This is a genomic window from Paenibacillus sp. FSL H7-0331, from assembly GCF_001956045.1.
Genome location: NZ_MRTH01000001.1, coordinates 503,087 through 523,586, shown reverse-complemented (window position 1 = coordinate 523,586; position 20,500 = coordinate 503,087). Strand labels below are relative to the sequence as shown.

17 protein-coding genes are annotated in these 20,500 nt (G+C 46.9%); 13 read left to right on the top strand and 4 right to left on the bottom strand.

Annotated elements, in window-relative coordinates; all coding sequences use genetic code 11:
* Window positions 1–121: 121 nt before the first annotated feature.
* From BK127_RS02350 to BK127_RS02340, 3 genes are read left to right on the top strand one after another with little or no spacing between them, the layout of a single operon-like run.
* Window positions 122–1,180, top strand: coding sequence for an ABC transporter substrate-binding protein (locus BK127_RS02350; protein ID WP_076228176.1), 1,059 nt, complete (start codon window positions 122–124; stop codon window positions 1,178–1,180).
* 28 nt (window positions 1,181–1,208) lie between these two features.
* On the top strand, window positions 1,209–2,963 hold the full coding sequence (locus tag BK127_RS02345) for an ABC transporter permease (protein ID WP_076228173.1): 1,755 nt from the start codon (window positions 1,209–1,211) through the stop codon (window positions 2,961–2,963).
* Complete coding sequence (locus tag BK127_RS02340) at window positions 2,960–4,027, top strand: ABC transporter ATP-binding protein (RefSeq protein WP_076228171.1); 1,068 nt, start codon at window positions 2,960–2,962, stop codon at window positions 4,025–4,027. The genes BK127_RS02345 and BK127_RS02340 overlap by 4 nt, the downstream gene beginning before the upstream one ends.
* A 95-nt stretch (window positions 4,028–4,122) precedes the next feature.
* Here the strand turns inward: BK127_RS02340 and BK127_RS02335 are convergent, their stop codons facing one another.
* Window positions 4,123–4,494, bottom strand: coding sequence for a c-type cytochrome (locus BK127_RS02335; protein WP_076228169.1), 372 nt, complete (start codon window positions 4,492–4,494; stop codon window positions 4,123–4,125).
* A 152-nt stretch (window positions 4,495–4,646) separates the two neighbouring features.
* Here BK127_RS02335 and BK127_RS02330 point away from each other — a divergent pair, with 152 nt between their 5' ends.
* The 4 genes from BK127_RS02330 to BK127_RS02315 all read left to right on the top strand — a co-directional run bounded on the left by BK127_RS02330 (window position 4,647) and on the right by BK127_RS02315 (window position 8,251).
* Complete coding sequence (locus BK127_RS02330; RefSeq protein ID WP_076228166.1) at window positions 4,647–5,420, top strand: gluconate 2-dehydrogenase subunit 3 family protein; 774 nt, start codon at window positions 4,647–4,649, stop codon at window positions 5,418–5,420.
* 45 nt (window positions 5,421–5,465) lie between these two features.
* Window positions 5,466–7,187, top strand: a complete 1,722-nt coding sequence (locus BK127_RS02325) for a GMC family oxidoreductase (RefSeq protein WP_076228163.1) — start codon at window positions 5,466–5,468, stop codon at window positions 7,185–7,187.
* Between the two features lie 44 nt (window positions 7,188–7,231).
* On the top strand, window positions 7,232–7,960 hold the full coding sequence (gene tatC, locus BK127_RS02320; protein ID WP_076228161.1) for a twin-arginine translocase subunit TatC: 729 nt from the start codon (window positions 7,232–7,234) through the stop codon (window positions 7,958–7,960).
* Window positions 7,961–8,047: 87 nt separating this feature from the next.
* Window positions 8,048–8,251 (top strand): twin-arginine translocase TatA/TatE family subunit, encoded by a 204-nt coding sequence (locus tag BK127_RS02315; protein WP_076228158.1) that lies wholly within the window; start codon window positions 8,048–8,050, stop codon window positions 8,249–8,251.
* A gap of 140 nt (window positions 8,252–8,391) precedes the next feature.
* Here the strand turns inward: BK127_RS02315 and BK127_RS02310 are convergent, their stop codons facing one another.
* Entirely contained in the window at window positions 8,392–9,954 is a 1,563-nt protein-coding gene (locus tag BK127_RS02310) for a choice-of-anchor I domain-containing protein (protein ID WP_076228156.1), read from the bottom strand.
* Window positions 9,955–10,165: 211 nt separating this feature from the next.
* Between BK127_RS02310 and BK127_RS02305 the strand changes: the two genes are divergently transcribed.
* From BK127_RS02305 to BK127_RS02290, 4 genes are all read left to right on the top strand, one after another.
* A complete protein-coding gene (locus BK127_RS02305; protein ID WP_076228154.1) occupies window positions 10,166–11,704 on the top strand; it encodes a bifunctional GNAT family N-acetyltransferase/carbon-nitrogen hydrolase family protein in 1,539 nt (512 codons plus the stop codon).
* Between the two features lie 33 nt (window positions 11,705–11,737).
* The gene (locus BK127_RS02300) at window positions 11,738–12,613 is read left to right on the top strand and encodes a carbon-nitrogen hydrolase family protein (protein WP_076228152.1); all 876 of its coding nucleotides are present in this window, start codon (window positions 11,738–11,740) and stop codon (window positions 12,611–12,613) included.
* An 88-nt stretch (window positions 12,614–12,701) separates the two neighbouring features.
* Entirely contained in the window at window positions 12,702–13,571 is an 870-nt protein-coding gene (locus tag BK127_RS02295; protein ID WP_083688995.1) for an AraC family transcriptional regulator, read from the top strand.
* 66 nt (window positions 13,572–13,637) lie between these two features.
* On the top strand, window positions 13,638–14,639 hold the full coding sequence (locus BK127_RS02290; protein ID WP_076228150.1) for a Gfo/Idh/MocA family protein: 1,002 nt from the start codon (window positions 13,638–13,640) through the stop codon (window positions 14,637–14,639).
* Between the two features lie 2 nt (window positions 14,640–14,641).
* On the opposite strand, the gene BK127_RS02285 is transcribed toward BK127_RS02290, so the two are convergent.
* The gene (locus BK127_RS02285) at window positions 14,642–16,423 is read right to left on the bottom strand and encodes a cache domain-containing sensor histidine kinase (protein WP_076228147.1); all 1,782 of its coding nucleotides are present in this window, start codon (window positions 16,421–16,423) and stop codon (window positions 14,642–14,644) included.
* On the bottom strand, window positions 16,420–18,003 hold the full coding sequence (locus BK127_RS02280; protein WP_076228145.1) for a response regulator: 1,584 nt from the start codon (window positions 18,001–18,003) through the stop codon (window positions 16,420–16,422). Before BK127_RS02280 ends, BK127_RS02285 begins: the two co-directional genes overlap by 4 nt.
* A 145-nt stretch (window positions 18,004–18,148) precedes the next feature.
* On the opposite strand from BK127_RS02280, the gene BK127_RS02275 reads away from it, so the two are divergent.
* Window positions 18,149–19,501 (top strand): ABC transporter substrate-binding protein, encoded by a 1,353-nt coding sequence (locus tag BK127_RS02275; protein ID WP_076228142.1) that lies wholly within the window; start codon window positions 18,149–18,151, stop codon window positions 19,499–19,501.
* Window positions 19,502–19,606: 105 nt separating this feature from the next.
* On the top strand, window positions 19,607–20,479 hold the full coding sequence (locus BK127_RS02270) for a carbohydrate ABC transporter permease (RefSeq protein WP_076228139.1): 873 nt from the start codon (window positions 19,607–19,609) through the stop codon (window positions 20,477–20,479).
* Window positions 20,480–20,500: the final 21 nt, after the last annotated feature.

The following is a 20,500-nucleotide window of genomic DNA, read 5'->3' as shown; positions in this document are numbered from 1 at the left end:
AGGGGGAATTCTGAAGATTTTCTTAAGAATTTACAAAACTATCAAGCTTGTATGATCTTGCGTTAATAGTGGAGCTGTACAATAAGGTGAAATATAGCACAAAAGAGGAGAGATACCGATAATGCATAAAAGTAAATGGATCACAATGAGTCTCGCCTGCATCATGGTTTGGACCATCAGTGGCTGCGGCACATCGCCCACCAATATAGACAAGTCCGCCTCTCAGGCAGCGTCTTCCGGAGTAGCGGAGACGAAAGCGGCTGTAGCCGGCAAGCTGAATTTTTACACCTCCCAGCCAGAAGAAGATGTGACGAAGCTGGTCACTGCTTTCAATAAGAAATTTCCTGAGGTGAAGGTGGAAACGTACCGTTCCGGGACGGAAGAGGTTATCGCCAAGCTGCAGGCTGAGAATCAGGCAGGTAAAGTCCAGGCGGATGTGTTACTGGTTGCAGATTCCGTAACCTTCGAGGCACTTAAACAGCAGAAGCTGTTAAAATCGTATAAATCGCCTGAGCTGGCCAAAATCCCAAAAGGATTTGCCGATCCGGATGGGATGTATCAAGGTACGAAAATTTTAGCGACGGTACTTGCTGTTAATACACAAAAAGTAAAAACATTACCTACTTCATGGAAAACGTTGACGGAAGCGGCAAACAAAGGTGCAGCTATTATGCCAAGTCCCTTGTATTCGGGAGCGGCTGCTTACAATGTAGGCGTGATGACAAGGACGAATGAATTTGGCTGGGACTTTTTCAAGCAGCTTAAAGCAAGCGAAATCTCTGTAGTCAAGGGGAATGGTGCTGTTCTCAAGGAAGTAGCGACAGGCGCCAAGTCCTATGCTATGGTGGTTGATTATTTAGTGCCGCGTGAGAAAAAGAAGGGCTCCCCTGTTGAGCTTATTTATCCAACGGAGGGAGTGCCGGTTATTACGGAACCGATTGGTATTCTGAACAACACGGCTAATGAAAAAGCAGCACAGGCACTGGTTGATTTTGTACTGTCTGAAGAAGGTCAGAAGATATCCGCAGAAATCGGGTACACACCGCTGCGTGAAGGTATCAAAGCGCCGGACGGCTTAAAGTCGTTCTCCGAGATGAAGGTATTATCCGGTGATCTGGCTAAATTGGTAGAAGCGCGCGATCAGGATAAAAAAGCATTCACGGACATATTCGGACAATAAAGCTAACGAAGGACGCGAGTACACAAATATGAATACGAATCTTGAGCAGACAGGGCTTCGTAAGAACGGGTCAGGAGCCGATAAGGCTCCGAACCGATTGGCTTCCCGTGTCTGGCTGCAACGGATCGCTCTTGGATTAGGTTTCGTTTCTGTCATTCTGATGTTTGTTTTCCCTATCATGAAGCTGATGGCGCTGAGCTTTGTACACAAAACAGGGACGGGGCTAGGCGTTTATATCGATCTGTTGAGTGAAGCAAGAACATGGAAAACGATGGAATCAACCTTGATCATCATTAGCGGTTCGACCCTGGTTGCTTTAATTTTAGGAGTAGGCATGGCATGGTTAATAGCCTATAGTAACTTGTCACATAAGGCATGGCTTCATATGATTGTCATGCTTTCATTTATCATTCCTTCTTACGTTGTCACATTGGCCTGGACTTCTTTCACAGGTGTACAGGGGCCAATAGCTGAATTTCTGCATCTGTTTTCCGAGGATATGAAGCCGTGGAGCATGTACAGCTACGGGGGGATTATATTCGTCATGGGTATTCATCATTATCCGCTTGTGTATTTGCTAACGGTTGGTGTGCTCAGGCGAATTCCGCGAGAGCTGGAATGGGCAAGTCGCTCAGGTGGAGCGGGCAGATGGACGACATTTCGCACCATCACGCTGCCGCTGGCGATTCCGGGTATTGCAAGCGGCGGTTTGCTCGCTTTTCTGGCCAGCCTTGACAACTTTGGTATTCCTGCTTTCTTGGGAATTCCGGCTAATATTACGGTATTAAGTACGTTGATTTATGAGCAGGTAGTCGGATTTGGTCCCAGTGCGTTTGCAAGAAGCTCTGCATTAGCTGTCCTTTTGGGAGTCGTCGCCTTAGTCGGGACTTCGATACAATGGCTTGTTCAGCGCTCCTACAAGACATCGGAAACAGCATATGAGGACATGCTGCCGCGGTTTCAATTAGGCAAAAGGAAATGGATGTGGACGGGGCTCGTATGGTTGTTTCTGGCTGTGATTACCTTTTTGCCGTTGGTCTCGATGCTGATGTATTCCTTAAAGAAAGCTTATGGACTTCCGTTTGGCTGGGATAATACGACAATGGATCATTACCGCTTCGTCTTGTGGGAGAACTCCAAGGCGCACCATGCGATAGGCAACAGCTTTACATTATCGTTGGTCACCTTAATCGTGTGTATGATATTGGGAACAGCCTTTGCTTACTATCGGTTAAAACGTCCTACACTGCTGGTGAAAGGTATGGACCTGGTGATCAGTCTGCCATATGCGCTTCCGGGCATTGTGTTCGGTTTAGCGATGATCCTTACCTGGATGGAGCCTATCCCAGGCTGGAATCCAGGAATCTACGGCAGTATGGCAATTCTGTTCATAGCTTATATGATCCGTTTCATGACGCTGCAGGTGCGCAGCAGTATGACGGCATTTCAACAGATCGATGCTTCAGCGGAGGAAGCTGCCCGGATATCAGGAGCAGGGTGGAGCAGCGTTTGGCGTAAAATTCTAATTCCTCTGACGCTTCCGGGGATATTAGCCGGGTCAATGCTGGTGTTCTTGTCCGCTTTGACGGAGCTGACGGTATCCTCTTTGCTATGGTCGTCAGGATCGGAAACGATTGGTGTCGTTATTTTTAATTTTGAACAGGCAGGCAGCACGAATTATTCCACCGCATTGTCGTGCGTCATTGTGGCCCTGATTATGATATTGTTGATTCTGCTGCAGGCTGTAAAGTGGACAGCCCAAAGAAAGGGAGGCGCATTGTGAATACGGAAATCATTCGTGTAACGAAGCATTTCGGATCGCAGGAGGTATTAAAGGGGATTGATCTGCAGATTCAATCGGGAGAATTTGTCGCTATTCTGGGGCCGTCAGGCTGTGGCAAAACGACATTGCTGCGGCTTATGGCAGGCTTCGATCATACAACCGCCGGGGAGATACGGATTGCAGGGAGAACAGTGGATGGCAACGGGCATAATGTTCCGCCTGAGCATCGGAATATCGGCATGGTTTTTCAATCCTTTGCGCTGTGGCCGCACCTGAGTGTCAAGGAGCATGTCCGTTTTCCATTGCGTCATCAAAGTAACAAAGCTGCTTTACCACGTGCGAATGAGCTATCACGCATATCCGAGGTATTGGAAATGGTCGGTCTGACACAGCTGGCAGATCGGATGCCGCATGAGCTGTCCGGCGGACAAAAGCAGCGGGTTGCCTTTGCCCGCGCTGTTGCAGCCAAACCGAGCTTGCTGCTGATGGATGAGCCGTTATCGAGCCTGGACGCTATGCTGCGTCTGGAGATGCGCCGGGAAATTCAAAGCCTTCATCGCCGGAGTCAAGCCTCGATTGTTTATGTGACGCATGATCAGGGGGAAGCCTTGGCGATGGCAGATCGGATTGTAGTCATGAATGAGGGGCGGATTGAGCAGATCGGAACTCCTCAGGACGTATACCTGCGGCCGCAAAGCAGCTTTGTGGCCCGGTTCGTAAGCAAAGCCAATCTGGTTGAAGGCAGCTGGGACGGGGCCGTTTTTCATCCGAGAAGCGAGAATCTGGCTGCACCAGCATGGGTAGGAAATGAAGTTTCAGGTGAGATCAAAGCCAGCGGCTTGTATCCGGTCAGACCTGATCAGTTTTTGATGCATAGAGATGGCAGGGAGCGATCAGATCGACATGGATTGCCCGGACAAATCGTCAATGTGCAATATCAAGGCAAAGAAATTCATTATGCGGTTAACGTGAACGGGCATACCTGGGATGTGCACACAGGATTTACAGAGCCCTTCGAGGTAGGCGAGCGGGTACAGGTTGCCTTGAAACAGCAGGCTGTATAAATTTGCTCAACAGTAGCATAAGTAGTCCAAAAGCAAGAGCCGTTTCCTGGAAAGAACAGGGAACGGCTTTTTGTGTGCGTTATTCAAATGAATGCCTATTTTTTATCGGCCAGCCAGGTCGCAATCGCACCGATTTCAGTATCCGTAAGCTTGCCTTTAAAGCTGGGCATAGCCCCTTTTCCGTTATTCAATATCGTGGCAAGCTGGTCCTTGGAGTATTTGGCGCCGACCTTTTGCAAGCTGGGTCCAACGGCCCCCTCCAGAGCATTACCGTGACAGCTTACACAGTTTTGCTTATAAATGGCACTAGCATCAACCGTGGTGGAGGTGCCGCCGCCAGTAGTTGATCCAGCTCCCTGATTGGCTGCTGGTGGAGTTGGAGTACTTGGTGGTGCAGAGCTCTTGGATCCACAGGCAGATAGCGAAATGGAAAGCAGCAGGGTAACACAGACAAGTGATTTGTTCATGGGTATTCCTCCTTATTGTTGGTTCTTACTTCAGCTATTTTGTGAAAAACAGTTTGTTTGCATAAAATGTCCGTCCGGAGATCAAAATATACGCAACGTCCATTTATTACAAAATGAAGCTCAATAATCCAAATCAAAAGGAGATTGGTATCATGGAAGAAAAGGATATAGAACGTCCATCAAACGATTCACGACGTCGTTTTTTGAAATATTCCGGTGCCGCTATCGGTGGGGTGGTTGTGGGTGGAGTGCTTACCAAAGCGCTCACCGGCGGATTTACCAAACCTTCAGAGACTCCTGCCCCAGCACCCGCACCTGGCACTGAAGCCTCAACGATTGATTACAATCAGGCTCCGATGTTTTTTGATCAGACTCAGCTTCAGCTGACGGAAGCAGCAGCAGAATGTATTTTTCCAAAGGATGAGCTAGGTCCGGGAGCTACAGAACTGGGTGTTGCCTTCTACATAGATCATCAGATGTCCAGCCGCTGGGGCGTGAACGCCCGCGAATATCGGACGGGCCCTTTTGTTAAGGGGGAAGTGACTCAGGGCGATTATCAAAGCATTCGACGTAATGAGCTGTTTACGATGGGGCTGCAATCCTTGGAGGATGCCAGCCAGAAAAAATATTCAAAAGGTTTTGTTGATCTGGCCGAGGAGGAGAAGATCGCCATTCTCACGATGATGGAAAAGGGCGAAATCATGGTTGTAAATGGGGTCACGGGCAAAACCTTTTTCAACATGCTGCGCACTTTAACGATAGAAGGAGCTTATTCGGATCCGCTATACGGCGGCAACAAAAATATGCTTGGTTGGAAAATGCGCAAATATCCAGGCAATCAAATGAGCTACACCCAAATTATGGACAAGGAACAATTTGTCTTGATGGAGCCGAGAAGTCTACGTAATCATTTTGTTACCCATTAAATCAATAGCAGAGCAGACAACCATACAAGAAAGCGAGGAAAATAAATGGCTACAGTATTGCCAAAGGTTCCGGTAGTGATCGTGGGCATGGGATTTCTGGGCGGAATCATTGCTGCCGAGTTGACCAAGGAGGGCATAAAGGTTGTCGGATTGGAGCGCGGGAAGCCTCGGAGCACCAAAGATTATTATATGGTGCATGATGAGCTGCGTTATTCACAGCGGTATGAGCTGATGCAGGATTTATCCAAGGAAACGATTACGTTTCGCAACACCGAAAAGATTGCAGCCGTACCGATGAGGGAATATGGCTCCTTCCTGCTCAGTGAAGGGCTTGGCGGCGCAGGGGTTCACTGGAATGGACAAACGTATCGGTTCCTACCCTATGATTTTGAAATCTACAGTAAAACCGTCGAAAAATATGGAAAAAACAAAATTCCAGCAGGGATGACGATCCAGGATTGGGGTGTTACCTATGATCAAATGGAACCATACTTTGATAAATTTGAGAAGATGGCGGGCATATCCGGTGACCCCGAACAAAATCCGCTTGTAGGGAAAAGAACCAATCCTTTTCCAACCAAGCCGATGATTCGGACTCCAGTGCTCAAATTATTCGAAGAGGCATCAAAGAAGCTCGGTTACCACCCGTACATGATGCCATCCGCGAATCTTTCCGAGCAGTACACGAATCCTGACGGTATCACTCGGGCTGCCTGTCAATACTGCGGCTACTGTGAACGATACGGCTGTGAATATGGAGCCAAAGCGGATCCGGTGGTGACAGTCCTACCTGTTGCTCAGAAAACGGGCAATCTGGATCTTCGTTCCTACTCGAATGTAATTCAAATTTTGAATGACGGCAAGAAGGCAACTGGAGTTGTCTATGTGAATACTGTTACCGGGGAGCAATTTGAACAGCCGGCAGACGTGGTGATCATGGCAAGCTACGTGTTTAACAATGTTCGTCTGCTGCTGACTTCCAAACTGGGCAAGCCTTATGATCCTGTCTCGGGTACAGGGGTGATCGGCAAGAACTACGCTTATCAAACAAACGGGGGAGCAGCTACGGGATTCTTTGATGATCGAGAATTCAATTTGTATGCAGGGGCCGGATCACTCGGAATCGAAGTTCCTGATTTCAATGGAGACAACTTTGATCATACGAATCTCAATTTTATTCATGGAGCAGGAATCCGGATTTCCCAGACAGGGCTTCGACCGATAGCAACCAATTCCGTGCCCAAGGGAACTCCATCGTGGGGAAAAGAATTCAAGAAACAATCGATCAAATATGCCAATAGTGTGCTGGCGGTATCTCCGCAGGGCAGCAGCATGCCTTGGAAGCATCATTATCTCGATCTGGACCCTACGTATAAAGATGCGTACGGACTGCCCTTGATTCGAGTTACCTTTGACTTTGAGGATCAGGATCGTGAAATGATCAAATTCGTCGCAGGTAAAGCGGCCGAAATTATGAAAGAAATGAAACCGACGACGATGGGATCGGCCGATCAGCTGGGGCCTTACAACATTGTTCCTTATCAATCGACTCACAATACTGGAGGAGCGATTATGGGAGCTGACCCATCCACTTCTGCTGTTAACTCTTACTTGCAAATGTGGGATCACGAAAATATATTTGTTGTCGGGGCATGCGCATTTCCGCATAACAGCGGCTATAATCCTACAGGAACCGTTGGCGCACTCGCATATCGGGCGGCAGAAGGGGTCTCTCAGTATATAAAAAAAGGCGGATCTCTGGTGTGAATACACGGATTCTGCAATCTAGCTTCTAATGGGGTGGGGATCGGATGGAACTGGAGGACTGGGTACTGCATTTGGCGGAGATCAGGAAGCGGTTAATTATCGTGGGTTCATGGTTTATTGCCGCACTCTGTGTAGGACTATACTTGTCACCGAGTATTTTACGTTACATCAAATCGCAGCCAACAGCGAGCGGGATTGAATGGAACGTATTTTCATTTACGGATGGGCTGCTCATCTATATGAAGTGTGCTTTGCTGTTTGCTCTGCTGTTCGCGGTGCCTGTCATTCTCCATCAGTTGTGGGGGTTCGTGAGACCAGGGCTTACAGAGGCTGAGGCCAGAAGCACCTTACCCTACATTCCTGCGGCGTTTGTGCTGTTTTTAGCTGGGGCTGCCTTTGGTTACATGGTTGTGTTCCCGATGATGCTGCATTTCATGAAGACCATGAACCTGACGATTGGCGCTGTGGAAACGTATGGAATCGACCGCTACTTTTCGTTTTTATACGAAATTGTGTTTCCGATGGCGGTAGCCTTTGAAATGCCAGTGGTTCTGATGTTTCTAACCAAATTGGGGCTGCTGACACCAGAGCGGTTAAAAATGACACGAAAGTATGCCTATATCATCCTGGCCATTGTAGGCTCGTGCATTTCGCCACCGGATATGATTTCTCATCTATCGGTAACCGTTCCTTTGTTCCTGCTGTTTGAAATCAGTGTATTCGTTTCAGGCAGGCAGTGGCGGGCCATGCAGCATACCCCGACGAACAGCTAATGAAGTCTGTACCACAGGCATACATAGGAGCCGTCTTCATTTGATTTGACTGGCTCCTGATCATCAAGGTAAGAAAGGAGAATCCATATGTTCAACAATATTGGTGTTTCAGGTTTAGTGTTAATTCTGGCTATCGCTCTGATCGTGTTTGGACCCTCCAAGCTGCCGCAGCTCGGCAGAGCCTTCGGGGACACACTCCGCGAATTCAGGAATTCTACGCGCAGCATCGTAGAGGATGAGGAGCCTGCTGACAAAGCTTCCATCAAGAACGAAACGACCAAACTGTTGTAAAGCTGGCTCGTGATTGAGTAGCGTGGAATAAATAAATACACCTCTCAAATCCCACTTGAATTGTGGTTTGGAGGTGTATTCGTTGTTATTGGGAAGTGCGATGAATAAGTCTCGCTGCGCGGTCAAATATCCTTACGAAATTATTTACCTTGGTAGAAAGTAATCGTTCCAGCTACTTCATCAGCGCTGACGAACAGGTTGCGTCCGCCAACCTTGTGAATACCCTCGGGTGAAGTGCCTGAAGGAAGCAAGCCCAGGTAATTTGGTTTCTTGGGGTCGGTTACCTCGAAGAACAGAATCACGCTTGCACGTTCAGCAGCTACCGCCATGATTTGCTTACCGTTCACTTCGGCGATTGTCAGGTTCTCAACCTCGCTGCCACGATTACCGCTGCGGCTTTCTGGGTAAAGATCTACTAGAGCGGCAGATTGATCGATGAGTTCCATGCTGTCATAGATCACATTTCCATCTAAATCCCAGCCCATCACATTGCGTCCGCCCGAACGAACACCATCCTTGAATTCGTCTTTGCCCAGATCGCCTTCATTGGCGGTAAACAGGTATTTGCCGTCAGCTGTAAAGGCGATACCATCCGGCTCAGGACGAGCGGTCAGCTCTTCAGTGATCGACACTTTGTCATCTGTTTTTAAATCGGCCTTATGCTTGGTAACACTAAGTGAGAAAATTTTGGTAATCGCTTTTTTGTTCAGATCCACGATGGCAATTGCATTGTTTTCCTGCAAAGTGATTGCGGCTGTAGAGCTGTCAGGACTGATTGCTACATATTCAGGCTGAGGATCGTGAGGGTAGATAGCTCCCTTAACATTGGATAAATCTATTTTAAGATCGGTAAGCTCGCCTTTTGCAACGTCTCCACCTGCAAAGCTGATGATTGCGATCGAGCCTGGACGTTTGGCATTTTTATAATCGATTTCGTCCTTCGCTACATCAATTTCTTCATCTTCAATCGCAATGACCGCATATTTGCCGTCTTTGGATATTACTATACTGTCAGGTCCGATACCAACCTCATAGGACTTGACGATACTATACGTATTTAAATCGACTGCGGCAACTATACCTTTGTTGGCATTCGTTACATCATCACCTGTGCGGATAGCAGCCAATGCATATTTGCCATCAGGAGTTACGGCCACACTTGTAACGGTCGCTTTATCAGAAAGGCTTTTGAAGCTGACTTGCTTCAAGATACTAACCTTAGTCACATCTTCAATATTCAAAATGCTGATACTGCCCAGATCATCCTCGGTAACGACCAAACGTTTACCATCCGGTGTGGATGACGCGATCTCGGCTTTGCCACCCGGCATTTTGAAGGTGCTAGCCACCTCGTAGCCGGTTTTGTTTTGTTCTGCAATTGCAACCTGTTGAATAGACTGGAAGGTTTCAGGTGAGATTTGCATCAAGGAATCCGCCAGATAAGGCTTTTTATTTAATTTGAACAGCTTGCCCTGGAGTGTTGCTTCATCGGAATCGAGCTTGAGCACAGCTTGTACGCTGCCGACCACGATTTGCACACTGCGATCCTTTTCGTTCCAGGTCAGCTTGCCTTGCATATTTTCAAACGTTTTTCTTACAGGTACATCCTTTGTTTCCGCGCCATAAGCTGTAGCGGCAGTCAGGCTCGTAATCAATAAGGCGCCTGCGGTCATGCTGGTCAATAGTTTACTGCTGCGTTTCATGGATACACCTCTTCATTGGAATAATGACAATATGCATAGTATAAGAGGCCATTGTAAAGAGAACGTTATGAAAATATAAATAAATTGTAAAAAAGGACATCTCTGTTCTAAAAAGCTGATTGTTTACATTACGTTTACACACACTAAATATTCAGATAGTACTTCCTATATATAATGAATAAAGACCATATTGAAAGAGTGGAGAGTCTATATGACCAAAGGTGATATTTCGCAATTTGAAAAAAAGATCATTATCCGTAATATTGTGCGTGCCGACTTTGAAAATATTATCGAGCTGCAAAATGTCTGTTTTCCGAATATGCTCCCTTGGAAAATCGAGCAGTTGGAAAGCCATATCCGTATATTCCCGGAGGGGCAAATCTGTGTCGAATATGATGGGATTATTATCGGTTCGTGCTCCAGTCTGATCGTCAACTTCGATGAATACTTGGAGCAGCATACCTATGCGGAAATTACGGATAAAGGATACATACGTACGCACAATCCATTGGGCGGAAATTTGTACGGCATGGAGGTTATGGTCCATCCGGATTACCGCCGTATGAAGATTGGCAGACGTTTGTATGAAGCGCGGAAGCGGTTGGCCGAGGAGCTGAATCTGAAAAGCATTATTGTAGGTGGACGTATTCCGCTCTATCATAAATATAGCGATAAAATGTCGCCGAGAGCATATGCCGAAGAGGTATTACAGCAAAACATTTATGATCCCGTGCTGACCTTCCAGATGATGAACGGCTTCACGCTGAAACGGATCATAACGAACTATCTACCCGATGATCAGGAATCGATGACCTATGCGACGCTGCTGGAATGGAACAACATTGAGTATAAACCGAAAATCTCCAAGATCCATTACAAAATGTCATTTCCCGTGCGGGTATGTGTCGTTCAATATATGATGAAGAAAATTGAATCGTTTGAGGAGTTTGCTACCCAATGCGAGCATTATGTGGATGTGGCCTCAGATTATAAATCGGACTTTGCCGTATTTCCGGAAAATGTGACCATGCAGCTATTATCCTTCCTGGAGGAGCGCTCGCCCAGCTTGGCTGTCCGCAAATTGACCGAATTCACACCGAATTATGTGGAGCTCTTTTCCGATCTGGCTGTGAAATATAACGTCAATGTCATCGGGGGCTCACATTTTTTAGAGAAAAATAATCGTATTTATAATGTAGCTCATTTATTTCGCCGCGACGGGACGATAGCCCAGCAGTATAAGCTGCATATTTCCCCTAACGAACGCAAGTGGTGGGGAATCAACGGTGGCAATCGGTTGGAAGTATTCGATACGGATTGCGGTAAAATTTCGATCCAGCTCAGCAGTGATATTGAGTACCCTGAGATTTCACGCATTGTTGCTGAAGAAGGGGCGCAAATTATTTTTGTACCGTATTGTACGGAGGACCGCCAAACCTTTTTACGTGTCAAATATTGTGCCCAGGCGAGAGCGATTGAAAATCAAATGTTCGTCGTGACCGCAGGCACAGTAGGCAATCTGACGCATGTTGAAAATATCGATATCCAATACGCCCAATCCGGTATTTATACACCATCCGACTTCTCATTCCCCCGTGACGGTGTGGCCGCAGAATGCAGTGAAAATACAGAAACGGTTATTATGGCCGAGATCGATCTGGAGGTACTGCAGCGTTACAGAAAAACGAAGGAAGTTTTGACGATAGGGGATCGACGAACCGATATTTATTCGCTGCAAATTCGTTCCTAATTCGTTTTTCTATTGTGAAGGAGTCACGCCATTATGACAACACTGAAGATTGCTACGATTCAATACGGATTGACCGACATTCATTCTGCCGAGCATTACTGGGAGCTGTTGGCCGAGAAGCTGCAGGAGGCAGCCATGCAGGAGGCGGAGTTGGTTGTTTTTCCAGAATATGTAACAGCGCACTTGCTGTCGCTCGTTCCAGCTATGGATAATGAGGAAGCGTGCCGGTATTTGGACAGCTTTACGACCGTTTACCGGGATTTCTTTCAGCATCATAGTAAAGAAACCGGTATGGTGATTGCGGCTGGCAGCCATATTTGTCAGGAAGCAGACGGGTACGTGAACACGGCATTTATGTTCTTTCCTGATGGCCGGATGGAGACGCAAAATAAATTCCATCTTACCCCTGAGGAAAAGCACCGCTGGCTGCTGAAAGGCGGCGATTCACTTAATATCATTCATACCCGTTGGGGCAAAGCAGCCATCTTAACCTGTTACGATATCGAATTTCCCGAGATTGCACGAATTGCTGCAGCCAGAGGCGTAGAGCTGATCTTGTGTCCCTCTTATACGGATTCTGCGGCGGGATATCATCGCGTCCGGCATTGCTGCCAGGCACGTGCCGTTGAAAATCAATTGTTCGTGGCATTAAGCGGGATCGTCGGCTCCTTGCCCGTGGGTCGTCCCCAAATCGATGAGGGCCATTGTCAGGCGGGAGTATTTGCACCATGCGATGTTCCTTTTCCCAATGATGGAATCTTGATGTCTGGGCGGTTGAACGAAAATATGGCCGTATATACGACAGTCGATTTCTCCGAGCTCCACAAAAACCGCAAGCATGGCGTCGTCGCTCCCTTCTATGACCGCAGGCCGGATTTATATGAGCGGGAAGAGAAGGCGAGAGTATAATTTAGAAAAAACTTGATAATAAGGTCCTCCCCAACTATGATGGAATCAATAACGCTTTGAACCTTTATAGGCTTACAGGAGGACCCGCATGCGTAAGGAAAAAATGGATTTGGACCACGCGTTTCCCATCGATATGGCCAGAAGAACGATCCGAGCCAACACGGTCACCAAGCACTGGCATCCGTTTGTGGAGCTTGGATATTGCATCGAGGGGGAAGGCTGGTTCCATATTAACGATGAAACTTACCCCGTGCGTCCTGGTGATGTATTTGTAGTAAATCAGACGCAGCCTCATATCGCCAACTGCGATCCGGACAAAATGTGCCGGTTTCTTTTTATATATTTCCGACCCTCCATATTGGAAACAAGTGAACCTGAGCTGCTGCTGCCCTTTAACTCCAAGTCTTTTGTCATTCGCAACCAGATTATAGGCCATCTGCCGATAGCGCAGGAGATCGGTCGGTTGATGCTGGGTATGGGGGAGGAATTGGAGCAGAAGCAAATCGGCTATAAAAGCTATGTGGTTGGGGCGCTGCAGCAGACATGTGCTCTGCTTGCCCGCTATTATCGGTCACTGCTGAGCGAGCAGGAATGGAATGTGACCTTAACTTCATTTAACAGGATATTCCCGGCGCTGCAATTTATTAAGGAGCATTATACCGAAACGATTCATCTGGAGGATGTAGCCGCACATATTTCGCTAAGCCCGTCCCGCACCTATCATTTATTCAAAGAGATTATTGGAGACGGTTTCAAGGAGTATTTAATTAAAATGCGCGTGAAGGAAGCACAGCGGCTGCTGATTGGCAGCGATATTCCGGTTACCGATGTATTTCTGCAAAGCGGATTCCCGAATCACGCTTCTTTTTATCGTTCGTTCCAGCAGCTTGTGAAGATGACACCAAGGCAGTACAGGTCAAGTGTAGGTGCCACAGCGGATTTTATGAATTTTCCATAGGTTATATTGATGCTTCGACCCCTTTTTGATTATACACTGTTATTAGGAAAAGGAGTCGATTCAGATATGGATACTAAGCTCAAAATAGGAATTGTCGGCTGTGGCCGGCACATGTTCGAATTTATGTACAATACGTTAAGATGGGCAAAGCCGGTATCGGTTGTAGCGGCATGTGACATCGATGAGGGACGATTGGACAAGTTCACAGGTCATTATAATATCCCCAAGCGCTATACGGATTTTCGTAAAATGTTCGAAAAGGAGCCGTTGGATGCCATCATTTGCGTCATTAATCCACAGATGCATTATGAGGTGGCGAAGGCTGCTATGCTGTCGGGCATTGATGTACTGGTCGAGAAAACACCTTGCCTGAATACAGCTCAGGCCGAAGAGCTCCTGCACATACAGGAGCAGACGGGACGTACCACGATGGTAGGCTTCAACCGCAGATTTACCTCCTCGTATGTGATGGCGAAGCAAATTGCTCACCGTCCGGAGTTTGGCGGGATTCATATGTTCCAGTCACAATTTAATGCATCACCCTATAAATCCGATGCGGAATTCAAGCTGAGTCACATTATCCATCATTTTGATCTGGCCCGTTTTATATTGGGAGAGATTGTATTGACGCATGCGCAACGAATCAGCTTGGATGAAACGATTGGGCATACCCAGGTGGGGTATACGATTTCGTTCCGTACAGAAGGGGGCGCAATCGGTTCGATCCAATCTGCTTCCATTCTCGATGAAATGTATCCGATGGAGCGGCTGGAGCTTCTGGGCAACAAACAAAATATTGTCGTGGATAATATTCGTAATTTGGTTTATAACCGTCCCCAGGGATATCGCCGGGATCATTATAAGCCCTATGACCTGGTGGACGGTGGAGACGCACTTGTTTGGAATTCCAGTCTGGGCCTGTATCCGCGGTTTTCGTATTATGGTTATGAGGATCAAATGGTGTATTTCATCGACTGCCTCATGAACGGTAAGAAGCCGGAGCCTAACTTTGCTGATACAGTTCGTACGATGCGGCTGCTTGATGATCTTGACAGACTGCTCGGCTAGCTTCAGGAAGAATAGGTTTCACGAACAAGAGGAATGCGCAGCGTAACCTCTGTCCCGCCTTGTGCGGGCGAGGTGTATAGTAGACTGCAGCTGTCACCGTAAAATAATTGCAGCCGTTCCTTGGTATTGCTAATGCCAAAGCCTCCGCTGCCAGTAGAGACGAAAGTCTGATTGTTTAATTGCTGCATCATGCTTGGAGAAATACCGTATCCGTTATCCTTGACGAGGAATTCCATGAATTCCTCGTTTTTGTGTACGTAAATAAGGATGAAGCCTTTATGCTCCACGTGACGGATGCCATGGGCGATCGCATTTTCCACAATGGGCTGCAGCAGCAGCTTGAGCATATGGACCGAGTGGAGCGATGGCTCCATCTCAATATGATAATCGAATCTATCGTTATATTTCATTTTTTCAATGAGTAAATAGCTGTTAACATGCTCTAACTCCTCACGGACGGTGATGATGGCGGCCCCTTTGCTTAATGAAATCCGATAAAAAAGTCCCAGTGATTTGGCCAGCTTGTAAATGTCATCCGTACGTTTCAGCTTCGCCAGCCCGCAAAATGATTCCAGTGTATTATACAAAAAATGTGGCTTGATCTGGGACAGAAGCAGCTCCAGCTCCAGATTGCGCTGTCTGGCCGAGGCTTGCTCGATTTCCACGGTATACGCTTCGAGCCGGTCCATCATTTTACCGAACGTACGGCTAAAGAGTCCGATCTCATGTGAAGCTCCCATTAAGGGAGTCATATCATTACGGAAGGTCCATTCAATTTTTTTATCAAAATTAATCGATTGCAGGAGTCGTGTCAATGTCGTTACCGGCTTTAGCATTCGTGAAGAAATAAATATGGACAAAGAAAGGATGAGCGTCCCGGCTATAATCATGAAGATCACCATAAACTCCAGCACACTGCGGCTGCTGTAGTTAATTTCCGCTGTCGGTACAGCATTGATGATCACCCAATCTCCATATTGGGACGGATATTGGGTAACCAGATAAGACTTACTGTCCAGCTCCATCTCCAGATCTTCCCTACTATGGTTCGGAACGGTCCGGAGTTGTCCCATAATCCTGTCCATGTTGTTCGAATCGGTACCAAATAACAATTGGCCATCCCGGGTGATGACATAGAACTTGCGGTCGCCCGTTACATTGTTCGTCAAGATACGAAATACAGGGGTCAGCTCCATATTGATTTGCAGCAGACCCGATTTAAGCAAGGACGAATTGTCATAATAATTCATAAATACGGATATAAAATGCGGTTTCTCCGGAGGGTCGTCCGGTGCACGCACCGGCAGCCAGTATTGGGTTAACGAAGGAAGCTGATCAATCGTCGGGTAGGCTGCGAGGCTGGATATCCGCTCCTCCGGCTTTTTCACTTGAGCACCGAACTGAAGCACGGCTTGGTTGCCACGATATACATAAACGGAATCTACATAGGGACGTGTAGAAAGCATGTTTTTCATATATAAATAGCTGCTGATTTGATTATTGACGTATTGCGGATGCGAGAAGTCGGGAAAGGTATGGACCAGCATACCCAGCTCATTGTTGGTGTACATGCCTTTGGCCAGCCGATCGATATCCTCCTGCATTTGGTGGATATCTCTGTCGAGGACCTCGGTCGTATAGTTGATGGATTGCTTGGTTTCCTTGAGCAGCAGGCCTGACACCCTGTTATACATCCCAATGCCAAGTGTGACAAAGGAAAGCAAAATAATCAGTACCAGTATGGCATTCATACGTGCGCGTATTGAACCCAAGGAAAGCTTCATCTGGCCCTCTTGTACTCGGAGAAAGAGATTTGAAACATTTTTTTGAAGCATTTACTGAAATAAACGGGATCACGATATCCGACTTTTTCTGCTAATACATGGAGCTTGTAATCCTGCTCACTGAGAAGCTCGACAGCCTTGTGCATACGTAGTGTGTTGATATATTCACTTAGTCCAACACCTTGAAGCTTCTTGAAGCGGTGGCTCAAATAAGAGGCCGAGACGAACAGCTTTTGTGATAGCAGCTCGACACTCAAATCCGGGTCATCCAGTGCTTCCATAATCAAATACTTGGACTGCTGTACAAGCTCATCCTTCTTCGTAAGCTGTTCCTGGTAATAGGAAACCGACAGCTCTGTAAGAATACGAATCGTGGTTTCAGCAAGCTCTGCAAGTGTTTCCACTTGATGGATCACGTCGGATGTTACTTGCTTTTGCACTAATCGATGGGCTTCGAGATTGAGCAGCTCACTGGAAAACAAAAATGCGGCTTCCCGGGTGTAGGTTTGTTCGTTGGCCAATGCCACATAATAATCCTTCAGGATCGCACGCAAATTAGCAGTTTGGCCTGAGCGGATAAGAAATGATAGTTTTTCTCTTGGAAAAGCAAGATACGATTGTCTGGCTTCCTGCGACCGAATACTTGTGGGTCGAATCATGCTGCCATGCCCAAGATAGAACTTACGGGCCAGCTGCTGTCGGGAGGACATGTAAAGCTGTCGCAGACTATCGTATCCACTGTTGGTTTCGCTTATTCCTATTGTTAAGGATAAGGAGTATTTGGCATGTATCATTTCCATCCATTCAGCAAGAGCAGCCGGCAGGAAATGCTCGAACCCATACGTGGAGCCTATGACCAGAGTCACAGTTCTGAAATCCACTCTATGTAACACATGCCAGGGAAGGCCCGCATTTCTCAAGCAGCTGGTGCCTAATTCGAGCACCTGGCTGACAACATTATCAGCGGCATCGCTGTAACCGGAATCCGGTGGAGAAAGCTCGGTTACGGATGGTCCTAGCTCCACTATTGCACATTGGATATAATCAGATGGCAACGTCACTTGGAAATCCTGGAGATTGGCGGCGACCTGCTCGTTAGACAAGGAATTTTCTACCCATAATTTGATAAAATGGGCAAATCGCACGCTCTGCAGCGCACTTTCCGATGCGTCCCAATGCTGCAGCTTCTGAATTGTTAATGCACGGCTGTCTAGCTCATGCTTCACACGCTGCACAGCAGTTAGCAGGGCATGATCGTCAATCGGCTTGAGTAAATAATCCGTTACTTTATAAGTAATCGCCTGTCTGGCATATTCGAAGTCACTATAGCCGGATACTATAATCATGTGCATGAGCGGGTAATGGGTATAAATTTCTTTGGCAACCTCAATCCCGTTCACAATGGGCATATTGATATCGATAATAACCAAATCAGGTACCGTATGTGGAAGCTGGGATAACACTTGTTTCCCATTGTCCGCTTCACCGACGATTTCAAAGCCTTGATCCTGCCAGTCTATGGCGTTTTTAAGCATTTCCCTGACGAGATATTCGTCGTCTGCAATTAGAACCTTTAGCATTACGGGTACTCCTTCCATCTCAAAAAGCACTAATAAATCTACAAGTAGAGTGAAGATTATTGCATGTAGTTCGACTGGCTTTGATTATACAATATAAATGTGCTTAAGAAATATGAGCAATTATCCATATACAGGAGGGGTTTTCTTGAAAAAGATAGTATCAGTCGTACTTATGCTCACCATGGTATTCGCGCTTTTGGCCGCTTGTTCCGGTAACGAGGGAGTCGAGCCGTCCAAAGCATCCGTACCGACAAAAAACACCCAGGCAGCATCCGAGCCCCAAAAGGACGGTCCCAAAGTAACATTGCGCTTTGCAACCAACTATGTGGCCAATCAGCCGATGGGACCCATGCAGCAGCAGATTTTGGATCAATTCAAGAGAGATTTCCCGAACGTGACGATTGCTATGGAAGAATCGGCAGGTAACGACCTTCAAACCAAGATCAAAATGGATGCGGTCAGCGACAGGATTCCTGATGTGTTCAACTACTGGCGGATGGATCCGGTTTTTGGATTGGATGGTATTGCGAAGGCTGGACAGCTGGCGGACTTAAGCGATTGGGTCAAGTCGGACCCCGCTTTTAAGGATCTGTTTGATGATGATTTCTGGAAAACAGCCACACTCGAAGGAAAAACGTATGGTGTACCTATCGTCATGTATTTCATGCAAATGTTCGTCAATAAAGAAATACTGGATAAAGCGGGAATCGCTGTTCCACAAACCTTTGAGGAGCTGTTGGCGGCCACCAAGGCGCTGAAGGCCAAGGGCTATGTGCCTTGGGGTATTAATACACAGGCTGATAGCCTGGCCAATCGTTTGTACAATTATGTGATGAATGGGATGTTGACGAACGAGAGAGCGTTGAAGATGCACTCAGGGCAGGAATCGATGAACGTACCCGAGGTGGTTAAAGCATTAACGCTGCTGAAGGAACTGGTTGTCGGCAACATACCGGAAGATGCGGTAGCGCTGAATACGGATGCGGTCATTTCCAAATACATCAATACCGAAAAATCGGCTTTGTTTGAGAGTGGTTCGTTCTCAACCCCGTTAATCAAGCCTGAAATTCAGGCGAAAATGGTAGCCATCGATTTTCCGCTTATACCGGATGGAGCCCAAAAAACAAAAACCATTGAAAAGGATCTGACCAATCTGTATTATGTCAGTGCCAAATCGTGGGCAGATACCGATAAGCGTCCCTACATCCAGGAGCTGTTACGCAGATTAACGTCCCGAGAAGCCGGGAAATCATACGCAGAGAAAGCTGGACAAAACATTCCGATGAAGGGTGTCGAAGTTGATCCGGTGAAAATTGGCCGATTGGCATTCGATGCGCAGAAGCTGGCAGCCAAGCTGCCTGCGAACAAATGGCTGAATGCCGTGATGAAACCGGATCAGCGTACCAAATTCGAATCGAAGATGGGGGCATTCTACGGCGGACAGATTACACCGGAGAAGCTGGCTGAGGATTTGAACGCGATATTTTATAGCAAATAATCAAGCTTGATGTGTTCATGCTATTCAGACTACGGGGCCAATCCGCTCTCGCGCCGAGAGCAGGTTGGCCTCATTAATCCTGTAAAGGTAGGAGGCAAATCCAATATGGGGTTGCTTGCATTTCGTAAGACGGTTATTTTGTTTATGCTACCCAGTCTGTTGATATATGGCTTGTTCTTTGTAGTTCCATTTGCACAAACCTTTTATTTCAGTTTTTTTGAATGGAGCGGCATCGGGAAGAAGACATTTCTTGGTTTTAAAAATTATATCGATCTTATGCATGATCCGCTTTTTTTGAATGGCTTCTGGAGAGTGCTAATCTGGGCATTGCTGGCAATTGTGATTAAGGACGGACTGGCGTTGGTTCTGGCGAGCGTACTGAGAAAGCCGATTCGCGGCTCAAACTGGTTTACGACTGTATTCTTTTTACCTGTGGTGATCTCTACGGCAGCGATCGGACTGATGTTTTCATTAATGTATGACAAGGATATCGGGCTGCTGAACTTGTTTCTGCAAACGATTGGTCTTGGAGATTGGTCGAGAAGCTGGCTGGCTGATGAAAATACGGCTTTCTATGCGGTGATTGCTGCTCCTCTCTGGCATACGATCGGTTATTTTTTCATTATTCTGTTGGCGGGTATGCAAAATATACCTGAAGAGGTATACGAGGCAGCCACACTGGATGGGGCAGGAGCATGGACGCAGTTTACACGGATTACGATTCCGTTAATTTGGCCTATTTTGCAAATATGCATGATTTTATCGATAACGGGAGCCTTCAAAAGCTTCGATTACGTCTTTATTATGACCAAGGGCGGTCCGGGCGAATCCACACAGGTCCCGGCAACCTATATGTATGAAACTGTATTTGTTGGAATGAAATATGGATATGGAACAGCGATAGCCATCCTGATTTTTGTATTCAGTCTGGTCGTGACTTTGCTATTTCGCAAGCTGACGACTTCAAAGGAACAGTAATGACAACCGATGGGGGGACCA

What these genes read in the sequence shown, in the direction of transcription:
- tatC (WP_076228161.1), top strand. Translation starts at nt 7,232, where the DNA reads ATGGAACTGGAGGACTGGGTACTGCATTTGGCGGAGATCAGGAAGCGG.
- BK127_RS02305 (WP_076228154.1), top strand. Translation starts at nt 10,166, where the DNA reads ATGACCAAAGGTGATATTTCGCAATTTGAAAAAAAGATCATTATCCGT.
- BK127_RS02285 (WP_076228147.1), bottom strand. Translation starts at nt 16,423, where the DNA reads ATGAAGCTTTCCTTGGGTTCAATACGCGCACGTATGAATGCCATACTG.
- BK127_RS02270 (WP_076228139.1), top strand. Translation starts at nt 19,607, where the DNA reads ATGGGGTTGCTTGCATTTCGTAAGACGGTTATTTTGTTTATGCTACCC.
- BK127_RS02345 (WP_076228173.1), top strand. Translation starts at nt 1,209, where the DNA reads ATGAATACGAATCTTGAGCAGACAGGGCTTCGTAAGAACGGGTCAGGA.
- BK127_RS02290 (WP_076228150.1), top strand. Translation starts at nt 13,638, where the DNA reads ATGGATACTAAGCTCAAAATAGGAATTGTCGGCTGTGGCCGGCACATG.
- BK127_RS02335 (WP_076228169.1), bottom strand. Translation starts at nt 4,494, where the DNA reads ATGAACAAATCACTTGTCTGTGTTACCCTGCTGCTTTCCATTTCGCTA.
- BK127_RS02300 (WP_076228152.1), top strand. Translation starts at nt 11,738, where the DNA reads ATGACAACACTGAAGATTGCTACGATTCAATACGGATTGACCGACATT.
- BK127_RS02295 (WP_083688995.1), top strand. Translation starts at nt 12,702, where the DNA reads ATGCGTAAGGAAAAAATGGATTTGGACCACGCGTTTCCCATCGATATG.
- BK127_RS02315 (WP_076228158.1), top strand. Translation starts at nt 8,048, where the DNA reads ATGTTCAACAATATTGGTGTTTCAGGTTTAGTGTTAATTCTGGCTATC.
- BK127_RS02350 (WP_076228176.1), top strand. Translation starts at nt 122, where the DNA reads ATGCATAAAAGTAAATGGATCACAATGAGTCTCGCCTGCATCATGGTT.
- BK127_RS02310 (WP_076228156.1), bottom strand. Translation starts at nt 9,954, where the DNA reads ATGAAACGCAGCAGTAAACTATTGACCAGCATGACCGCAGGCGCCTTA.
- BK127_RS02325 (WP_076228163.1), top strand. Translation starts at nt 5,466, where the DNA reads ATGGCTACAGTATTGCCAAAGGTTCCGGTAGTGATCGTGGGCATGGGA.
- BK127_RS02280 (WP_076228145.1), bottom strand. Translation starts at nt 18,003, where the DNA reads ATGCTAAAGGTTCTAATTGCAGACGACGAATATCTCGTCAGGGAAATG.
- BK127_RS02330 (WP_076228166.1), top strand. Translation starts at nt 4,647, where the DNA reads ATGGAAGAAAAGGATATAGAACGTCCATCAAACGATTCACGACGTCGT.